Raw genomic sequence first — 17,111 nt, 5'->3', positions numbered from 1 at the left:
GCGGCGGGCGGCCGTCAGCCGCCCGCGTCGTCCGAGGAGTGGCAGCGCTTCGGGAACGACGTGTCGCCGTCGGGCGCGGCGAGGAAGAACACGTCGATCCTGACCTTGCCGGACGGGCCGCCCTTCCAGTAACCGCGCTTGGGCGCGTGCCTGAAACGGGAGAAACCGTCGGTGATCTGCGAGTTGACCTTGTTGGCCGCGTCCTGGCCCGGCCCCGGATCCGGCGCCGTACCGAAGGACAGCACGAAACCCGCCGTGCGGTCCGCCACCCCGGCCCCGCGCAGCTGCGCGCCGAACTGCTGCCGCACGGACCCGGCGCTGCCCGTCTTCACCGTGAAGCTGCACGGTTTGAGCACCAGCCCGCGCTCCGCAGGCTGGGCGCTCGGCGAGGGGGACGAGCCGCTCGGCGACGGGGTCGCGCTCGCGCGCTGCTCGCGCGGCAGGGAGCCCAGCGCGACCACGAGCAGCAGCAGAAGCAGATCGGCGAAGAGCCACCCGGCGAGCAGGACGGTGCGCCCGGCCGCGGCCCGCGCCGGCCGCCCGCTCACGACCGGCCCCGGTACGGCGGCGGATCGGCGTTGTCCAGGCCGCCGGACGGCAGATGCCCGGTACGGCTCTCCAGCCGGTCGACCAGCTGCCAGATGCCCCGCGTGGAGTCGACCAGGTTCTCCGTCCGCTCGGTGAAGACCAGCAGCGTCTCGCCGAGACTGCGGGCCAGTTCACGGACCGCGGCGACGGCTACGTCGTGCCGGTGGATCTCGTGCCCGGTCGCCTCCTGGGCCCGCCGCAGATCGGCCACCAGCGTCTCGATGGCGGCCCGCAGCTTCGCCTCGTCCTCGGCGGTCTGCTCCCGGATCCGGATCATCTCCTGGGCCAGCTCACTGGGCGGGGTGAGGGCCCGGATCAACCGGGTCAGCTCGTCGACGGTCTTCGTCCAGCCGTCCAGCGCGGTCTGGATCCGGCTGCCGGGCCCGGTCTCCAGAACGGCCGTGATCTCTTCGGAGGTGCGGCGCAGCGCCGATTCCAGTTGCTGCGTACCGGCGTTGAGCTGGGCGGCCAGCCGGTCCGCACTGCGGCTGTCCAGCGGCTTGCCGGCCGGCCGCGCGGGCGTGGCCAGCAGGAACGTGGCCAGGGCGAGCTCGGCGCCGAGCCGCCCGCGCTCCTCCTCCCGGGACAGATGCCGCTCCCGGCTGCGCTGCAGGGCGTGCAGCGCCAGGGTCAGAGCGACGACGACCAGGATGAGCAGGGTGACATGGAGCGCGGAGGTGCCCAGCGTCACGGTGGTCGCCTCGGCCGGGTGGCCCTGCGGGAAGCCACGGGCCCAGCCGAGCAGGAAGGGGTCCTCGCTGCGGGTCGCCTCGTAGGCGTCGAGGGCGCCGCGCAGCCGCCACCAGGTGAGCGCGATGGGTGCGAAGACCAGCACGTCACGTGCGACCCCGAGCCAGCCCTCCAGCGCGCCGCGGCCCTTCGCGGGGGCGTCCGGGAGCAGTACCTCGGGCGGGTAGGCGCTGACCAGGTCGGTGCCGGCGAGCGTGGCACCGCCCCGCTCCAGGTCTGTGACGACACGGTTCAGGACGCGGGTGTCGGACCCGTCGGCGCGGCCCCGGTCGGCGAGGGCGCGGATCCGCCGGGCGATCTGGTCGAGTTCCGGGTCGGTGCCGGAGCGCTGCCCGGGAACCGACCCGGGGGGCGGTGGCGTTGCCTCTTCAGTGGATGTCATGCGGCGCCATTCGTGTCGTCCGGCGGACTGCGTGGGGGACGGGGGAGGTCAGGGCATGGAGGTCAGCAGGATGTAGCCGACGGCGCAGAGCAGGACGAGGACGAGCGCGGTCGCGAAGAACACGCTCGCCCCGTCGAGATGGCCGAGGTGATCGCGCCGGCGCTCGCGGCCGGCGGACGGCGCCTGCGGGCCGTCTCCGGCGCGGGGGTCGGTCGTACTCCGGCTCGGCCGCTGCGGCGGGACGGGCGTGTCCCAGCGCGCGGGGTCCGGGACGACCCCCTGGGGATGGTGGGGCGTTCCCGCGCTCGCTGCCGAGGCGGGCGGCTGGGCCGGGTCCGGGGCGGCCGGGTGCGCCCACTCGGTGTGCGCGCGCGTGGCGGAGGGCGGCGGGTACGCCCCCGTACCCGTACCCGTGGTGGCGGGATGCGGCTGGTACGCGCCTGGGGCGGGGGTAGGCGGTGCGGCGGGCCTGGCGGGTCCGCCGAGCACCGGCCCGCCCGACCGGGGCCGGAACGTGGACACCGTGGCCGGTCGCGGACCCTGACCGGCGTAACCGTGGTCGCGGAGGAACTGCTCCGACAGCTCGTACCGGATCGGCTGCTCGGCCATGTCGTCCCCGGCCAGTTCCAGTGCGGCGGCGTACAGCCCCAACGGTGCCTGGACCCCCGCGCGTTCGACCAGTTCCGTGGCGGCCGCGCGATCCAGTACCGGGCCGTACGCGGCGAGCAGCAACTGGCGGAAGCAGTCGACCTCCTTGACGCGGTCGCCGCCGGCGATCCGGTCGACGGGGCCGAGCAGCAGGCGCTGCTCGTACCACAGCCGTGCGGTGTCCGGGCTCTCCCCGGCGTCGGCGAGATGGCGCAGCACCAGATGCATCGCGTCCGGGAACCGCTCGGCGTACCGCCCGACGAGGTCCAGCAGTTCGTCCGCCGGGCTGGCGGCGAGGAGGCCGGCGTGGTCCAGCGCGGCGGCGGGCATGCCGAGGTGCAGGGCCACGATCAGCAGCCGGCGGTGCCCGGGCCGGCTCAGGTCCAGGCCCTCGTGCACCTGCTGGTGGAAGACGGCGCTCACCGACGATGCCGGGGGCTCCGCGTCCGCCGTCGCGTGCACCAGCGCGTCGGGTCCGTTGCCGGCGAGGCACGCCTCCACGGCCTCGCTCACCAGGAGGTCCCGCAGCTCGTGCCGGCGTACCGCCCGCTGCTCCAGGCGGTGCCAGCGGCGCAGCGCGGCGACCAGCCACTCCACGGGCTGCTTGCGCAACTCGCCCACGAAATGGTTCCGTTCGGACATCAGGGCGCCGCGGGCGGCGGCCCGCTCCAGCAGGTCGTCGTCGAGGAAGACGTCGAGCCGCACCCGGGGGTCGGAGATCCGGCCGTCCACGACCGGCACCGACCGCCGCCAGGCGGCCGCGTCGGCCGCGTCGCGCAGTGGCTGCCGCGGCCGGATCCGCTCCAGTGCCGCGTGCCCGGACTCCAGGTACAGCTCCACCAGCTGGGCGGCGAAGCGGGCCGTGTCCGAGTCGGGCGGCGGCTCGGTGACGTCGACGCGGTGGCGCTGGTTGATGTACATCGACTGGGGCGGGCGGGCGGCGAGGAACACCACCCGGGGCTGATGACTGCCCTTGTCGGTGGACTCCCGCCCGGCGAAGGTCCAGGGCCGGCCGTCGACCGGTCCGACGATGTCGAGCAGGGCCGTCATCATCGGCAGGGCCAGGGGCGGCCGGGTGATGACGCTGAAGTCCTCCGCGGGCTCGGCGAGCACCCGGGCGACGAGCGCGGAGAGCTGGTGTGCCGGGATCTCGGTGACCCGCTCGCGCAGTGCGGCCAGCCCGGGCCGCGCCGCCTCCTCGAGGTCGGTGAGGTCGAGCGGGGCCAGCGCGGTCCGGCTGCCGTCCGGTTCGCGCTCCTGCCAGCCCGGCCAGTCGTGCAGCCCCAGGGCGAGGCGGGAGCCGATCGCCCGGGGGTCGCCGACCAGGACGTGGGTCAGGGTGGCGCCGCCCCGGCCGTCCGGATTGCGGGAGGGCAGCTTGCGCAGCACGGCCGCCTCGTCCTCGAACACGAGGTGGACGAGGCTGGCCGTCAGCTCCGGCTGCTCGCCCTGCCCGTCCTGGGTGGCCCAGACGTACTGGAGGCGTTTGGCCCAGCGGTCGATGGTGCGCAGCCCGGAGTGCGCGACGGGGCGCACCCCGGCGTTGCCTTCGTGGTCCCGTTCGGCCCAGCCGAAGAGGATCTGGTCGACCGTCGTCATCCGACAGCTCCCTGGCCGAGGTCGGTGGGGCCGAGAACCCCGCACATGGCGAAGAGGGCGAGCATGGGCTTGAGCGTGCGGCGCGGCGCGAAACTGCCGTGCGGGGAGCGCTGGACGCCCTCCGCCTCGACCGCCTTGTGGCCGGTCGCGGTGGCGAAGTGCAGCGTGGAGCGGGCACAGCGCACAAAGGGGGCGAGCCAGCCGGCGGCACCCCGGGAGCTGAGGAAGGCGTAGGCGTCCTCGCTCTCCTCCTCCACCGTGGCGAGGTGCAGCTCCTCGTCGGGGGAGGCGTTCTGGAACCAGCGGTCGACGAGGCTCTCGTGGTGCCGCAGCAGATCGCACTTGCCGATCACGACGGCGGCCGGCAGCGGCAGGAACTGGGAGCCGTCGACCCCGCGCAGCCGGCCGATCTTGTCCAGTACGACGCCGAAGGACGGGTCGCCGGTGACGCTGCCGGCGGCGGCGGTCAGCCCGCGGATGCGCGTGGGGTCGACGACGAAGACCAGGGCGCTGACCGCGCCGAGGAACGGCACCTGGGCGTCGTGGTCGGCGAGCCACTCGCCGGACACGTCGAAGAAGGCGACGGCGAAACTGCGTCCGGTGTTGCTGTTGTGGATCCACAGCGCGTCGGTGAACTCCGGCGGCTGGGCCGGGGTTCCGGCGAGGCCCTGCCCCTGGTCCAGGAAGGGGCGGACGACGTCCTTCAGATAGCGCTGGTGCAGTTTCAGGTCGAGGCCGCCGACGACCAGGCCGAGGCGGGCCATCCGGTCGACGTCGGCGAGCATGCCGAGCATGGCGGCCAGCAGATGGCTCTTGCCGGCCGCCGACTCGCCGACCACGCCGATGACCAGGGGCTCGCCGAAGTCGCCGTAGCGGCCGGGCAGGACGTGCGGTTCACCGCCGCCGGCGCACAGCCGGTAGGCGTCGAGGCGGCGGTGGTTCCAGCGCACGTCGTCCTCGCCGGGCAGGCGGACGAGCGGTTCGGGCCGGCCGTCGGCGTTGAGGGTGACGGTCTCGGCCTGCGCCCAGTCGACCGTGCTCAGGCAGATGGGGCACCTCACGTGGTCTGCCACGTCACTCCTCCTGTCAGGCCAGCGCCAGCACGGCGGTCAGCACGGCGATGAGCGCCACGGCCAGGACGACGGACACGACGACGGTCTGCCGCCGTCCGGGGCGCGGGGCCGGGTACCCGCCCGGGGGCGGGGAGGGCGCGGGGGCGTACGCCGGCCGGTGCGCCCGCTCGTGGAAGGCGCGCTGCCGGGCGCGCAGTTCGCGGAAGTGCTGCCGGGCCTGCTGCTCCCGCTCGGCGAGCCGGGGCGGACGGACCTGGCCCGGGCCCTGCGTGGTGCTGCGCCCCGCCTGGGTGTCGCGGCGCAGCTGGAGGGTGTACCCGGTGACGCGGTGGCGGGCCTCGTCGGTGAAGACCCCGTCCAGCAGGGTGCGCAGGCTGGTGTCGAGCCAGCGCACCCGGTCGCGCATCTCCGCGGCCGCGGTGGCCTCCTCGCCGGTGGCGAGGTGGAAGAGGACGGCGCCGGTGGCGTAGACGTCGTCACGGCAGTCGGCCCGGCCCTTGCCCAGGGCCTGTTCCGGGGAGCGCCACGGGTCGGCTCCGGCCGCCCCGCCGCGCGGCTCGCCCTCGTCCAGGGCCAGGCCGAAGTCGGCCAGCTGCACGGTGGTGCCGTCCCACCACAGGTTCTCGGGCCGGATGTCGCGGTGCACCAGCCGTAAGTCGCCGAGGTGCCGCAGTACCGTCAGGACGCCGTCCGTGACGGCCCAGAACTCGCCCGGCGGCAGCGGCAGCCGGTCGGCCGTCTCGGACAGCGGGCGGCCGCGCCGGGTGGCGACCAGGAAGGGGGCCCGGCCGTCCGGCCGGTAGCCGACGACCCGGCTCAGTTCGGGCGGATAGCGGGTGACGCCGAGCCGGCGGATCAGCACATCGGCCGTGCGCACGGTCCGCTCCAGTTCCCGGCGGGCCCCGTCGGTGACGGCGATGCGCTGCACGACATGCTCCCCGCCGCCGTGCACCAGCACACCGCGTCGCTCCCGGAATCCGCTCCGGGTACTCGCTCCCTGCTGATCGAAATCAATCTCGAAGATCGATTTCCCGGCATCGCGGCCGCCACAGGTGATCATTTCCAGACGCTCGATCAAACCCGCCCCCGATAAAAGCGCTGCGGAATCCGAAACTACACCCCCCAGCCGCCACTGCGCGTACTCTTCTCCCCAAGGGCCTGTGAAACAACGGCAGTTGGCTCGGGGGACGATGGATGGCCAGTCCGACATGGACACAACTGCGCGACGCCGGCGCATTCGAAACACTGGGCGAATTGTTTCCGGACGTGCTGGGTGCTCACGCATTTCTCGAAGACCTCGGGATAAGACCCGCCCTGCTGCCGCCGTTCGCCGCGCCGCTGCCCGCCGCCTCCTGGTGGCGCACGGTGTGCCGCACCGTGGACCAGGGCCGCTTCCGGGGCGTCACGCTGCGCGACCTCATCGCAGGGGCGGCCGCCCTGTACCCGGGGCACGAGGGCCTGGCCGCCCTCGCCGGCCGCGGCACGCCCACGGGCCTGCGGGTGCTGTGCCTGATGTCCGCGCCCCTGGACGAGGCCCGGCTGCGGCTCGGCGCCGAGCAGCGCGTCATCCAGGACGCGGCGGCCCGCTCGGCCGGCCGGCTGACGGTGACGGTCCACCCGGCGGCCCGGGTGTCCGACCTGCTGCCCCGGCTCCAGTCGGTCCGGCCGCGGATCGTGCACTTCGCCGGGCACGGCACGCACGACGGCCGGCTGCTCTTCGAGGACGAGGCGGGCACCTCCGCGCCGGTCCCGGTACGGGCCCTGGCCGCCGCGCTCGCCCTGCACGCGCCTCTCGACTGCGTCGTCCTCAACTCCTGCTGGTCGGCGGCGTACGCGGACGGCCTGCTCGCCTGCGCCGAGACCGTCGTGGGCACCCGAGGCGAACTCCCCGACGACGCGGCCCTCGCCTTCGCCGAGGGCTTCTACGGCTCCCTCGCCCACACCACCGCCGTCGACCGGGCCTGCGCGGCCGGCCGCGCCTGCCTGGAACTGCACGGCCACGCACCGGACGAGGTCCGTCAGGTCTGCCGAGGGAGCCGAGTGCCATGACGACACCCGAGACGACCGCCGGGACCTCCGCCCCGGCCGGTGTCGCCAGTGGCTTCGAGCGCGGACTCCAGCGCGGGGACAACCCGCAGGTGGGCGGGGCCGACGGAGCCGCCTCCACCACCCTGGACTCGCGCTGGCTCGGCACCTGGCGGCGACCCGGCTCCCGGCGCCGCGCCCCCTGCCGGGTGTGCGGCCACACCTTCCGGCTGGACGACACCGTGTATCTGCGCCACGCGGAGGACGGCAAGCTGGCCGACGTCACCCACCATCTGCGCAACCTGCCGTGCAGCGGCGAGGCACCGCCCGCCGCCGGGCCGCCCGACCCGACCGCGCAGGCCGCCTTCTTCCGTGGCGTCGACCTCACCGACCCCCCGCCGGACACGCTGCACACCGCACGGCTGATGCCCGGCGACCCGGTGCTCGGACAACCCCAGCGGCGCAACGCCTGTTTCGTGTGCACCCACACCTTCCGGCTGTTCGAGACGGTCGTCGTCTGCCCCTGCTCGCCCGAGGCACCCGGCTGCCGCAAGGCCGTCCACCAGGACCCGGCGCGCGGCCTCGGCTGCTTCGAGCAGTGGCGCAGCGAACTGACCGTCAAACAGTGCCCCATGAACTTCCGCACGCTGAGGCGGGACTGACATGGGCCGCTTCGACCGGCACGCCCTGATCGCCGGCTGGGACCAGCGGCGGCTCGCCGAGTCCACCGTCGTGCTGTGCGGGGTGGGCGCCCTGGGCAACCAGTGCGCCCAGGCGCTCGCCCTGGCCGGCGTCGGCCGGCTGGTGCTGTGCGACCCCGACGAGGTCTCGGAGTCGAACCTCAGCCGCGCCCCGCTGTTCCGCGCCGCCGACATCGGCCGGCCCAAGGCGACCGTCGCGGCCCGCCGGCTCACCAAGCTGTCCCCGGTGACCCGCGTCGACGCCCGCACCGCGCCCCTGGTCAGCGGGGTGGGCCTCGCGGAACTGCGGGACGCCTCCCTCGTCGTCAGCTGTCTGGACAGCCTGGCCGCCCGGCTCCAGCTCGCCGGCCGCTGCCTGCAGACCGGCGCACCGCTGCTGGACGGCGGCACCAGCGCCTGGGGCGGCGAGATACGGCTGTACGAGCCGTCCGGCCCCTGCTTCGGCTGCGGCCTGACCGCCCGCGACCGCGCCGCCCAGGACGACCCGTGGGCCTGCGCGGACGCCGTCGTACCCGAGGCCGGCGCCTCGGCGCCCGTCTCCGCGCTGGTCGGCTCCTGGCTGGCGGTCACCGCGGTACGGCTGCTGTGCGGAGCGGGCAGCGGCCCCGGCGTGGTCCGGGTGGACGCCGCCGGCGGTACGGCGGCCCCGGTCACCCCGCGCCGCGACCCCGACTGCCCGCTGCACACCCCCATCCCCGCCGGCCTGGTGGCCCCCGTCCCGCACACGGTGCTGTCCACCCCGGCCGATCTGACCGACCATCTCGCCCCCGAGGAGACCGTGATGACCTGGGCGCCGTTGCCCGGATCAGCGCCCACGCGCGCATCCACCCGGCTCGCGGACGCGCCGCCGGGCGCCCGGCTCGCCGATCTCGGCGTGGCACCGCGCGAGATCCTGCCGGTCCTCACGACCGGCCGCACCCGCGGAATCCGCTACCTGGAACTCTCCGAGGCCGGCGGGAAAGGAACGCCCCGATGAGCTATGAAGCGGGCAAGCTGCCCACCGAGATCAAACGCGAGCTGATCGACACGCTGGCCGACATCTACCGCACCCAGATCCAGGCCGAGGAACTCCTGGAGGACATGGACTTCCCGCCGCAGGCCCGGCCCCGCTGGGACGGGAGCCAGGAAGTCACCGCGTACTGGCGGCAGGTGGTGCGCGCCCTGGAACTGGGCGCCGTCCAGCGCGACGGCGTGCGGCAGCTGCTGGACACCGTACTGCGGCGCTGGCCGGGCAACGAGGTCCTGAAGAAGATCCTGCGCTTCCTCAGCGAGGAGGAGCAGGAACGCGCACAGTCCGCCGACAACGCCGAAACCCTCTACCGCACCGTGGAGTTCGTGGGCAGCGAGGCCTACCCCGAGCTGCTGAGACTGGTGCGCGAACTGGTCGACGCGGACGCCGTCCAGCTCTACGCCGGCCACCGGCAGGCCGCCTTCCGGGTCACCGGGCTGCCCCCGGACCGGGTGGAGGAACTGCGGGAGCGGGCCGCGCGCATCGCCCCCGGAGTTGAAGTGCTCTACGGCGAGTACGAGTTCCGGCCCACCCTGTACACACGCCTGGAGGTCATGGGCCCCGACGGCCAGCAGTTCGAGATCCCCTACGTACCCAACACGACCCTGCCGAGCGAACTCGTCCCGGCCGTCTGGGCGCAGTACCGGCCCGAGGTGGCCCAGGACGCCAACGGGCATTTGCTGCGGGCCGTGGTCGACTACCGTGACGAGAACGGCGAGGCCCACCGGCTCGATCCCGAGGAACCACTGCACAACCAAGGAGTCCGGGACGGCGGTCAGTTGCAGATGTCCGCCGAGTCCACCGCCGGCGTCGACAGCTGGCTGCGCCTGGAGGCACTCGCCCGGGCCCGCGACGACCTCGTGGACTTCGCCGCGGAGCACCCCGAGTTCACCCTGGTCGAGATGGACGACGACCGGCTGCCGCTGGAGTACACGGTGGAGCTGCACGTGCCCGGCTTCGCCCCGCCGCAGGACCTGGAGGCCTGGCCGCCGGACCCGCGGCGCATCGACCGGCACGAGCTGGTGATCTGGATGCCGGCCGAGTTCCCCATCCAGGCGCCGCGCGTGCGCTGGCGCTCGGACGTGTTCCACCCGAACATCGCCCGCGGCCAGGACAACAAGGGCGCGGTGTGTCTCGGCCCGCTGATGACCGACTACACACCCGACCTGAGCATGGAGTCCCTGTGCCAGATGCTCATCGACATGGTCCGCTACCGAAACTACGAGATCCTGCCGCACGACTACCGGATGGCCATGGACTACGAAAGCCTGGTGCAGGACATCATCCAGCGCGGCGAGTACCTCGACGGGGACGCCGCCGCCTGGGCGTTCTCCTGGGAGGGCCAGGAACGCATCAAGGAGATCGGCGGCACCCCCTGGCTGACCCGGGCCGGTCTGACCGAGCGGGCCGACCGCTCCCGATTCCTGACGGTCGAGCGCGTGGAAGCGAGCCCGGATGAGTGACGAAAGCCGCGCCGGCGGCGCCATGGTGCTGCTCTACAAGGGCACGAGCTTCGAGCTGGTCGGCAAGATCTCCCTCTCCTCGCTGATCATCGAGGCGGTGCGCCGGGAACTGGCCGGCGGCGACCCGGACGAGCAACTGATCCTGGAGATGCGCTATGTGCGCCGGCCGGACCCACGGCTGGCGGACGGCCCGCGCACCCTCCACAACCTGCGCAGCCAGATCGGCCGACTGGGGGTCACCGTCTCGCGCGGCTCGGAGAAGGTGGTCGACGGCGAGTTCCCGGTACGGGAACTGCTCGGACCGGTCCTGCAGCACGTGGTCCAGCAGATCGATGCCGACGAGGAGGTGTGGGGCTTCTGCCTCGACCATCCCTCGCTCAGCGGTCTGGCCCTCGGGCGCTCCACCCCCGAGGTCGAGGGCGCCATGGACCTCAACCTCCGCGAGAGCAGGCGAAGTTTCACCGTACGCAAGGTGGCCGAGCCCCCCGTGCCCGGGGTGGACCCGGGGGAGCTGGGCATCGACGCGGCCGGGCTCGGCCCCGTGACGGTCCTGCTCTCCGGCGACATCCACGGCCATCTGCACGAGATGAAGCTCTCCCGCCGGCTGGAGGAGGGCGGCTTCCTGCTCGGCCGGGTCCTCAGGGTCCTCGGCCCCGACCGACCCGGCCGCTCGGAGCGCCCGGACGGGGAGAACGGCGACAGCGACGCGCCGGCCGAGCGCTACCTGGTGGAGATCAACGAGGTCACGCCCGCCGAGCACTCGGGAGCCGGAGCCCTGCACTTCACCTTCACCGGAGACTCCTTCCGCGAGGTGAACCAGCGCATCACCGCCTCCGGACAGGACCGGCAGCTGATGGGCTGGTACCACACCCATCTGTTCTCGGGGAACGACTCGGGCCTGTCCAGCATCGACGTCGATCTGCACCTCGGCACCTTCCGGCAGCCCTGGCAGGTGGCCGGACTGATCAATCTCACCGGCGACGAGCGGCTCCTGCGCTTCTACGCCCGTTCCGGCGACTCCGTACGCGAATGCGAACAGTGGGTGAAAGATGACCGCGGTCGATACCGCCTTACGCGTGCTGCTGTGGTCGACGACTGACGGCGGCGCGGGGGCGGGCCCGCCCCCGCCCGAGGGCGAACTGACGGACCCGCAGCAACTGGCCGTGCCGCCGGCCGACGTCAGCGCGGCCGTCGTCCGGCTGGCGGCACAGTCCGCCGCCCGGCTGCGGCTCGACGCGCTGGCGTCCGGCGAGCGGCGGCCGGTCGGCGCCGGCGCGCTCCTGCTCGCCGCCGCCGTCGGCGGCCGCGCCCAGGCCCTGCTCGCGGCCGAGACGGTCCGTGCGGTGCCGCCCGCCCGCTCGCTGTGGGACGTGCTCGCCCACCACGCGGTGGTCGCGCCCGCGCTGGCGCACATCGGCGACCGGACACTGGCCGGCCGGCTGCGCGCCGCCTCACCGCTCACCGCGCTCCTCGACCGGCCCGACCCGGTCGGCGAGAGCGACGCCGAACTCCTCCTGGAGGACGTACTGCTGACACATCATCAGGGACGTCGGCTGATCACCACGGTCTACTGCGAGGCCCCCGCCTCCCCGGCCCAGGCCCTGTGGCGCGGCCGGCTGCTCGACCAGCTCCGGATGAGTGAACGGGAGCTGGTGATCGACGTGTACGAGGCGGCGCTGCTGCGCCATACCGCGGCGCACCTGGCGCTGATCCGCCGGGCCCGCGTCGGCCTGACCGCGCCGCCCGACCTGGCCGCGGCCCGCCCGGTCGCCTCCTGGTGGGCCGCGCTCGCCCGGCTGGAGCGCTCGCACCGGCCGCTGCTGCGCGCCCGCTCCGGCATCGGCAAGGAGTATCTGGCGGGCGTGCGCCTGTACCGGCAGGTCGAACGGCTCGAAGCCAGAGGGGGAAGTCCCGCATGACCACGAGCGTGCGCCGTATCTCCGTCGTCGCACCGGACCGGGCGGCCCTGGCGGCCCTGCGCCGGCAGCCGCCCCGCGTCACCGTCGGCGAGGCCCTGTCCTCGGGGCCGTACATGCTGCTCCTGCCGCTCCAGCCGGGCTGGGATCTGCTGGCCTGGGAGACCGTCTCCCCGGAGCTGCTGCTCCAGTCCGACCTGCCGCACGGCACCCCGGTCTACCCGCCGTCCTACTCGCTGCCGCCCGCACCCGCACCCGCACCCGCGGCCGCGCCGCCCGACCTGACGAAGCCCGACGACGGACCACCGCGCGAGCGGACCCCGCCCGAGGAGCCGGTCTACCGGCATCCGCAGCCCGGGGAACTCCACGAGGACCAGGCCACCGTCCTCGCCTACGGCCGGGACATCGCCCAGGTCTCCTCGCTCTTGCGGGCCGGTCTGTCGGTGCTGGTCGTGGCCGAGAAGCCGGTGGTGCCGCACCTGTGGCGGGAAATGGCGACCCGGGCCGGGCTGCGCGCCGAGGTGCTGGAGGAGCCCCCGGAGAACGAGGACGGCGAGCCGGAGGACCAGCCACCGCCCGGGGACCCGCTCATCCCGGTGCAGCAGAACCCGCGCCAGCGCCTGCTCGGCCGGCTGCGCGAACTGGTGCGCGGACTCAACGACGACACCGTGCTCGTCGTGCAGCACCTGGATCTGCTCGCCGGCGGGTCCGACGGACAGCTCTCCCCGGAGGCCCGGGAGGTCACCGAGCTGCTGCACGGGGCGCCCGAGCGCGTGATGCTCGCCTTCGCCGCTCCCTCGCTGTCGGTGCCCGAGGTGCTCGGCGAGCGCTTCAGCACCCGCGTGACGATCACCGGTGTCCCGCGCACCGTGTGGTTCCGGGACGACCGGGAGGAACAGCCGCTGGGCCGGGCCCTGGTGACGGTCGGCGAGGCGGCACGCTTCGAGCGCTACGACCCGGTCGAGTTCTACAAGCACGTCGCCGGTATGAACCCGGTGCTGCTGCGCCAGGCCCTGCGCTACGCGATGAGCGTCCACAAGGACCACCCGGCGCCGGTCGCCCGCGACCTGTACTCCACGATCCGCGCGTTCAAGGCCCAGATGTCGAGCAACTTCGAGGTGCCGGACGTCGGCTTCGACGACATCGCCGGCTACGACGAGGTCAAGGCCCACATCCAGCGGGCTATCGACATCGTGATGGGCCACCACCGGCTGCCGCCGCAGTACGACCATCTGCGCACCAAGCTGATCCCGCGCGGCTTCATCTTCCACGGCCCGCCCGGCACCGGTAAGACCCTGTTCGCGAAGGCGATCGCCAACCGGATGAACGCCACCATCCTCGTGGTCTCCGGCCCGGAGGTCATGGGCACCTACGTCGGCGAGAGCGAGCGCAACGTCCGGGAGATCTTCTCGGAGGCGCGGCGCAACGCCCCCTCGGTGGTGGTCTTCGACGAGTTCGACTCCATCGCCTCGCGCCGCTCCGAACACTCCGACGGCGGCACCCGGGCCGGCAACGCCGTGGTCGCCCAGATCCTCACCGAGATGGACGGCTTCCGGCCCGAGGTGCCGACCCTGGTGATCGGCACCACCAACCGGCTGAACCTGATCGACGAGGCGCTGCTGCGGCCCAGCCGCTTCGAGAGCATCGGCATCGACGTGCCCAACGACGAGGCCCGGCTGAAGATGATCAACCTGCACGCGGCGAAGTTCGGCATCGACGTCGGCGGCGGCGTGGACGAGCTGATCGCGGCGGCACTGCGCGGCCGCAACGGCGACGACATCCACTCGGTCTTCCGGGACGCCTTCGTCGCCGCCCACTTCCAGGACCCGCCGGTGCCGCCCACACCCGAGCAACTGGGCCAGATCGTCGGACAGTTGAACCGCAAACGGCGCGAGCAGCGCCGGTCGGGCAGGCGCTGACACCGTGGCGGACACGAGGGACACGAGGCAGGAGGCGCGGTGAGCTGGGGCCAGGACACCGTCGACACCATCAGGGACCTGGAGTACGTACGACGACGGCTCGGCGACGAGTTCGTCGGCCGCGAACGCGCCGTACGGCTGCTGCAACTCGCCGTGGTCTGCCGGGAACACGCGCTGCTGCTCGGCCCGACCGGCACCGCCAAGAGCGAGCTGATCTCCGCCCTCGCCCGGTACATCGAGGCACGCCGGTTCAGCTATCTGCTCACCAGGTTCACCGAGCCGTCGGAGATCTTCGGCGCGCTCGACTTCGAGCGGTTCAGGCAGGGCACCTACCAGGTGCGCACCGAGGGCATGCTGCCGACGGCCGAACTCGTCTTCCTGGACGAGGTGTTCCAGGGCAGCAGTGCCATCCTCAACACCCTGCTGACCCTGCTCAACGAACGCCGCTACCACAACGGCGCAGCCGCCGAGAACGCCCCGCTGATCAGTCTGCTGGGCGCCACCAACGAGATACCCGACGACCCGGGCCTGACCGCCTTCTCCGACCGCTTCCTGCTCCGCCTCCAGGTGGAACCGGTGGGCGGCACCGACCTGGAGCGGCTGCTCCAGGTCGGCTGGGGCCACGAGACCCGCCGGTTCACCGAGGCCGTGCACGCGGCCGAGCAGGCGCGGGGCACGGGCGCCCCCGCTCCGGCCGCCGCGGACCGCACCACGGGCACGGTGACCGTCGAGCGGCTGGGCCGGCTCACCCTGCTGCTGAAGGACGTCGGCCTGGACCCCGTGCTCGGCGAACACCGGGAACTGGTACGGCAGTTGCTGATCCAAGGCGTACGGCTCTCGGACCGCCGGCTGGTGCGCAGCCTGAAACTGGTCGCCGCGGCCGCGCTGCTGCGCGAGTCCCGTACCGCCGAGCCGGTCGACCTGTGGCCGCTGGCCCACATCTGGACCGACCCGGCCGACCGCACCACGGTCGAGGAGGCCGTACAGGCCGTCGTGGAGAAACACGGAGGCGAACCGGCCCGGCGACGCCGCTCCGACCACGAGATCCTGCTCGACGCCCGGGAGATCGGCGCGCCACTGCGGCCCGAACGGCAGCCCAGCGAATGGAGCGTCGTCGAAGGTCTGCACAAACTCGCCGACCTGTCACGGGAGTTGAGGGAACATCCACCGGTGAACACCGGGACCGAGGCAGAGCTGTCTCGTATCATTGCCGAAGTGAACGCACTGCTCGACCAGTTCGAGTGAGGGCGGGAACATACGAGGGGGTATCCCACCATGTGCAATCCCCGACGCGTCCGCGTCCGGGCCTCCAGCCGGCTCACCCGCATGTGGCAGGAAGAGCTCAGCCGCACGGCCCAGGCCAGCACCGAGGTGGCCGCGGAGGCCACCCTGCGCCAGGAGTTCGGGTCCCTGCTCGGCGCCCCGGCCCGCCGGGCCTTCGAGTCCGCACTCGGCACCGACACCCGGTGGGCCTGGCAGGACGGCGGCTACCGGCTCGAGATGGACGGCGGCGCGATCGTCTACCACCTCGACAGCGGTGAGATCGAGATGACCGCCCGGCTCACCGACGTCGTCACCGCCGAGGCCGAGGTCACCCGCACCCTGCACGGCACGGTGGAGGTGAACGCCACCGCCGAGGAGACCGCGAAGTACTTCGACGACAACTGGGCCGGCCTGAGCAGGTCGGTGGCCGAACGCACCGCTCACGCCGGGGCCAAGGAGCGCGCGGAGCGCGAGGCGGCGGAGCAGATCGCCCGCGAGGAGGAACGGGAGCGGCTGGCCGGACAGCGCCGGCTGGCGGACCAGCGTGACGAGATCGACGCCGAGGCCCACGCGGAGGCCGAACGCCGGGCCGTCGCGGACGCGGGCCGGCGCCGCGAAGAACTCGAACGCGACGCCGAGGCCCGGCTGCGGGACGCCCGGACCGCCTTCCTGCGCCCGGTCCACGAGATCCTGGCCGTGGCCTACCGCGACGCCATCGTGGCGTACGCCCGCGAGCACGGCGTACAGGACCTGCGCGTCGACGAGACGGACGGGATGCTCAACATCCAGTTCGAGATGGAGGCCTGAGCGATGCGGGTCAGGGTCGAGTTCCGGTACAACGCCGAGACCGGCGAGGTCGAGCTGTTCCGGGTGGACGACATCGGCCGCACCACCCGGATCGGCGACCACGACGCCACCCACGACGAGATCGCCTACGGCATCGGCCGGGTGCTGGACCGCCGGCCGGGGGTGGACGAGGCCGTCCCGGACCGCGAGCGGGAGCCGGCCCCGGGGCTGCACGCGCAGTCCGAACAGCCGGCGAGCGAGCGCCCCGAGCGGGAACGCGCCCACGAATGACGCGGCCGCCCGACCTCCTGGTGCGCGCCGCCCACTGCTACGAGCAGACCGGCGACTACGCCCAGGCCGCCCGCTGCCACGACGAGGCCGGCCACCCGCTGAAGGCGGCCGAACTGTGGGAGCAGGCGGGCGACCCGGCGCGCGCCGCCGACTGCTGGACGCGCGCCCGCCGGCCGAGCCGGGCCGGCGAATGCCTGTTGTCCGCGCGCCGGTTCGAGGCGGCCGCCGTGTGCTTCGAGGAGGGCGGCGATCTGCTGCGCGCCGGCTGGACCCTGGTCACCCGCACCCGGTCCTTCGCCACCGCCGAGCAACTGTTCGCGGCCGCACGGGCGCAGACACCGGGTGAAGGGCTGCGACGCCGGATCGGCCGGCAACTGGCCACCGCCCGGGCCTACGGCGAGAGCGCCCCGCTGCTGCGCACCATCACGGGCGTACCGGACCGTATCGGCTCGCTCGCCCCGGCCCGGGAGCGGGCCGAGGTCGAGCTGTGGGCGGTCACCGCGGCCGACCACATGCACCGCCCGGACCTCGGCGCCCTCGTCTTCGCCGCCTCCTACCGGGCCGGCGTCGGCGGCTGTGCCGACCGCTGGCAGCACTGGGCCGCCCGGAACCTGGGCGACACCACCGGCGTGCCCGCCGGGCCCGCCCCGCCAGGTGCGGCCCCGGCCTAGGCGAGCGGTACCACCAGATCCGTCCAT

Annotated in this window: 16 protein-coding genes; 11 read left to right on the top strand and 5 right to left on the bottom strand. The window is 73.5% G+C overall.

The annotated features are described in order from the left end of the window. Nucleotides 1-14 precede the first annotated feature (14 nt). From ADK64_RS25405 to ADK64_RS46100, 5 genes are read right to left on the bottom strand one after another with little or no spacing between them, the layout of a single operon-like run. Nucleotides 15-548, bottom strand: coding sequence for a hypothetical protein (locus ADK64_RS25405; RefSeq protein ID WP_053662269.1), 534 nt, complete (start codon nt 546-548; stop codon nt 15-17). After that, nucleotides 545-1,720: a hypothetical protein gene (locus ADK64_RS25400; protein ID WP_053662267.1), complete on the bottom strand. Its 1,176-nt coding sequence runs from the start codon at nt 1,718-1,720 to the stop codon at nt 545-547. Before ADK64_RS25400 ends, ADK64_RS25405 begins: the two co-directional genes overlap by 4 nt. A 48-nt stretch (nt 1,721-1,768) precedes the next feature. Beyond that, a complete protein-coding gene (locus ADK64_RS25395; RefSeq protein ID WP_053662265.1) occupies nt 1,769-3,967 on the bottom strand; it encodes a hypothetical protein in 2,199 nt (732 codons plus the stop codon). Then, complete coding sequence (locus ADK64_RS25390) at nt 3,964-5,040, bottom strand: hypothetical protein (RefSeq protein WP_053662263.1); 1,077 nt, start codon at nt 5,038-5,040, stop codon at nt 3,964-3,966. The genes ADK64_RS25395 and ADK64_RS25390 overlap by 4 nt, the downstream gene beginning before the upstream one ends. Before the next feature lie 13 nt (nt 5,041-5,053). Further along, a complete protein-coding gene (locus ADK64_RS46100) occupies nt 5,054-5,968 on the bottom strand; it encodes a protein kinase domain-containing protein (protein ID WP_159046327.1) in 915 nt (304 codons plus the stop codon). Between the two features lie 266 nt (nt 5,969-6,234). Here ADK64_RS46100 and ADK64_RS25380 point away from each other — a divergent pair, with 266 nt between their 5' ends. Genes ADK64_RS25380 through ADK64_RS25330 form a run of 11 tightly spaced genes read left to right on the top strand, consistent with a single transcriptional unit; the run spans nt 6,235 to nt 17,084 of the window. Then, the gene (locus ADK64_RS25380) at nt 6,235-7,089 is read left to right on the top strand and encodes a CHAT domain-containing protein (RefSeq protein ID WP_107093077.1); all 855 of its coding nucleotides are present in this window, start codon (nt 6,235-6,237) and stop codon (nt 7,087-7,089) included. Further along, nucleotides 7,086-7,727, top strand: a complete 642-nt coding sequence (locus ADK64_RS25375) for a hypothetical protein (protein WP_053662256.1) — start codon at nt 7,086-7,088, stop codon at nt 7,725-7,727. The genes ADK64_RS25380 and ADK64_RS25375 overlap by 4 nt, the downstream gene beginning before the upstream one ends. Nucleotide 7,728: 1 nt before the next feature. Beyond that, nucleotides 7,729-8,742 (top strand): HesA/MoeB/ThiF family protein, encoded by a 1,014-nt coding sequence (locus tag ADK64_RS25370; RefSeq protein ID WP_053662254.1) that lies wholly within the window; start codon nt 7,729-7,731, stop codon nt 8,740-8,742. Further along, nucleotides 8,739-10,238: an effector-associated domain EAD1-containing protein gene (locus tag ADK64_RS25365; RefSeq protein WP_053662252.1), complete on the top strand. Its 1,500-nt coding sequence runs from the start codon at nt 8,739-8,741 to the stop codon at nt 10,236-10,238. Before ADK64_RS25370 ends, ADK64_RS25365 begins: the two co-directional genes overlap by 4 nt. After that, a complete protein-coding gene (locus ADK64_RS25360; RefSeq protein ID WP_053662250.1) occupies nt 10,231-11,337 on the top strand; it encodes a JAB N-terminal domain-containing protein in 1,107 nt (368 codons plus the stop codon). Before ADK64_RS25365 ends, ADK64_RS25360 begins: the two co-directional genes overlap by 8 nt. Then, nucleotides 11,288-12,157, top strand: a complete 870-nt coding sequence (locus ADK64_RS25355) for a hypothetical protein (RefSeq protein WP_159046326.1) — start codon at nt 11,288-11,290, stop codon at nt 12,155-12,157. The genes ADK64_RS25360 and ADK64_RS25355 overlap by 50 nt, the downstream gene beginning before the upstream one ends. Beyond that, complete coding sequence (locus ADK64_RS25350) at nt 12,154-14,073, top strand: ATP-binding protein (RefSeq protein ID WP_053662245.1); 1,920 nt, start codon at nt 12,154-12,156, stop codon at nt 14,071-14,073. Before ADK64_RS25355 ends, ADK64_RS25350 begins: the two co-directional genes overlap by 4 nt. Before the next feature lie 39 nt (nt 14,074-14,112). Beyond that, on the top strand, nt 14,113-15,318 hold the full coding sequence (locus tag ADK64_RS25345) for an AAA family ATPase (protein WP_053662242.1): 1,206 nt from the start codon (nt 14,113-14,115) through the stop codon (nt 15,316-15,318). A 30-nt stretch (nt 15,319-15,348) separates the two neighbouring features. After that, nucleotides 15,349-16,143, top strand: coding sequence for a hypothetical protein (locus tag ADK64_RS25340; protein ID WP_053662240.1), 795 nt, complete (start codon nt 15,349-15,351; stop codon nt 16,141-16,143). Nucleotides 16,144-16,146: 3 nt separating this feature from the next. Then, nucleotides 16,147-16,413 carry a hypothetical protein gene (locus tag ADK64_RS25335; RefSeq protein ID WP_053662238.1) on the top strand — a complete coding sequence of 89 codons (267 nt, stop codon included), beginning with the start codon at nt 16,147-16,149 and terminating at the stop codon, nt 16,411-16,413. After that, on the top strand, nt 16,410-17,084 hold the full coding sequence (locus ADK64_RS25330; RefSeq protein ID WP_053662235.1) for a hypothetical protein: 675 nt from the start codon (nt 16,410-16,412) through the stop codon (nt 17,082-17,084). The genes ADK64_RS25335 and ADK64_RS25330 overlap by 4 nt, the downstream gene beginning before the upstream one ends. The last annotated feature ends 27 nt before the right edge of the window (nt 17,085-17,111 follow it).

It is taken from the genome of Streptomyces sp. MMG1121 (assembly GCF_001280015.1).
Taxonomy (GTDB): Bacteria; Actinomycetota; Actinomycetes; order Streptomycetales; family Streptomycetaceae; genus Streptomyces.
The sequence above is the reverse complement of the archived record's forward strand: the minus strand, read 5'-3'. Positions and strand labels throughout refer to the sequence as shown.

Bases quoted from the DNA above. Each gene is read 5' to 3' on its own strand.
- ADK64_RS25335 (WP_053662238.1), top strand. From the start codon at position 16,147: ATGCGGGTCAGGGTCGAGTTCCGGTACAACGCCGAGACCGGCGAGGTC.
- ADK64_RS25330 (WP_053662235.1), top strand. From the start codon at position 16,410: ATGACGCGGCCGCCCGACCTCCTGGTGCGCGCCGCCCACTGCTACGAG.
- ADK64_RS25355 (WP_159046326.1), top strand. From the start codon at position 11,288: ATGACCGCGGTCGATACCGCCTTACGCGTGCTGCTGTGGTCGACGACT.
- ADK64_RS25375 (WP_053662256.1), top strand. From the start codon at position 7,086: ATGACGACACCCGAGACGACCGCCGGGACCTCCGCCCCGGCCGGTGTC.
- ADK64_RS25370 (WP_053662254.1), top strand. From the start codon at position 7,729: ATGGGCCGCTTCGACCGGCACGCCCTGATCGCCGGCTGGGACCAGCGG.
- ADK64_RS25380 (WP_107093077.1), top strand. From the start codon at position 6,235: ATGGCCAGTCCGACATGGACACAACTGCGCGACGCCGGCGCATTCGAA.
- ADK64_RS25340 (WP_053662240.1), top strand. From the start codon at position 15,349: ATGTGCAATCCCCGACGCGTCCGCGTCCGGGCCTCCAGCCGGCTCACC.
- ADK64_RS25365 (WP_053662252.1), top strand. From the start codon at position 8,739: ATGAGCTATGAAGCGGGCAAGCTGCCCACCGAGATCAAACGCGAGCTG.
- ADK64_RS25400 (WP_053662267.1), bottom strand. From the start codon at position 1,720: ATGACATCCACTGAAGAGGCAACGCCACCGCCCCCCGGGTCGGTTCCC.
- ADK64_RS25350 (WP_053662245.1), top strand. From the start codon at position 12,154: ATGACCACGAGCGTGCGCCGTATCTCCGTCGTCGCACCGGACCGGGCG.
- ADK64_RS25360 (WP_053662250.1), top strand. From the start codon at position 10,231: ATGAGTGACGAAAGCCGCGCCGGCGGCGCCATGGTGCTGCTCTACAAG.
- ADK64_RS25395 (WP_053662265.1), bottom strand. From the start codon at position 3,967: ATGACGACGGTCGACCAGATCCTCTTCGGCTGGGCCGAACGGGACCAC.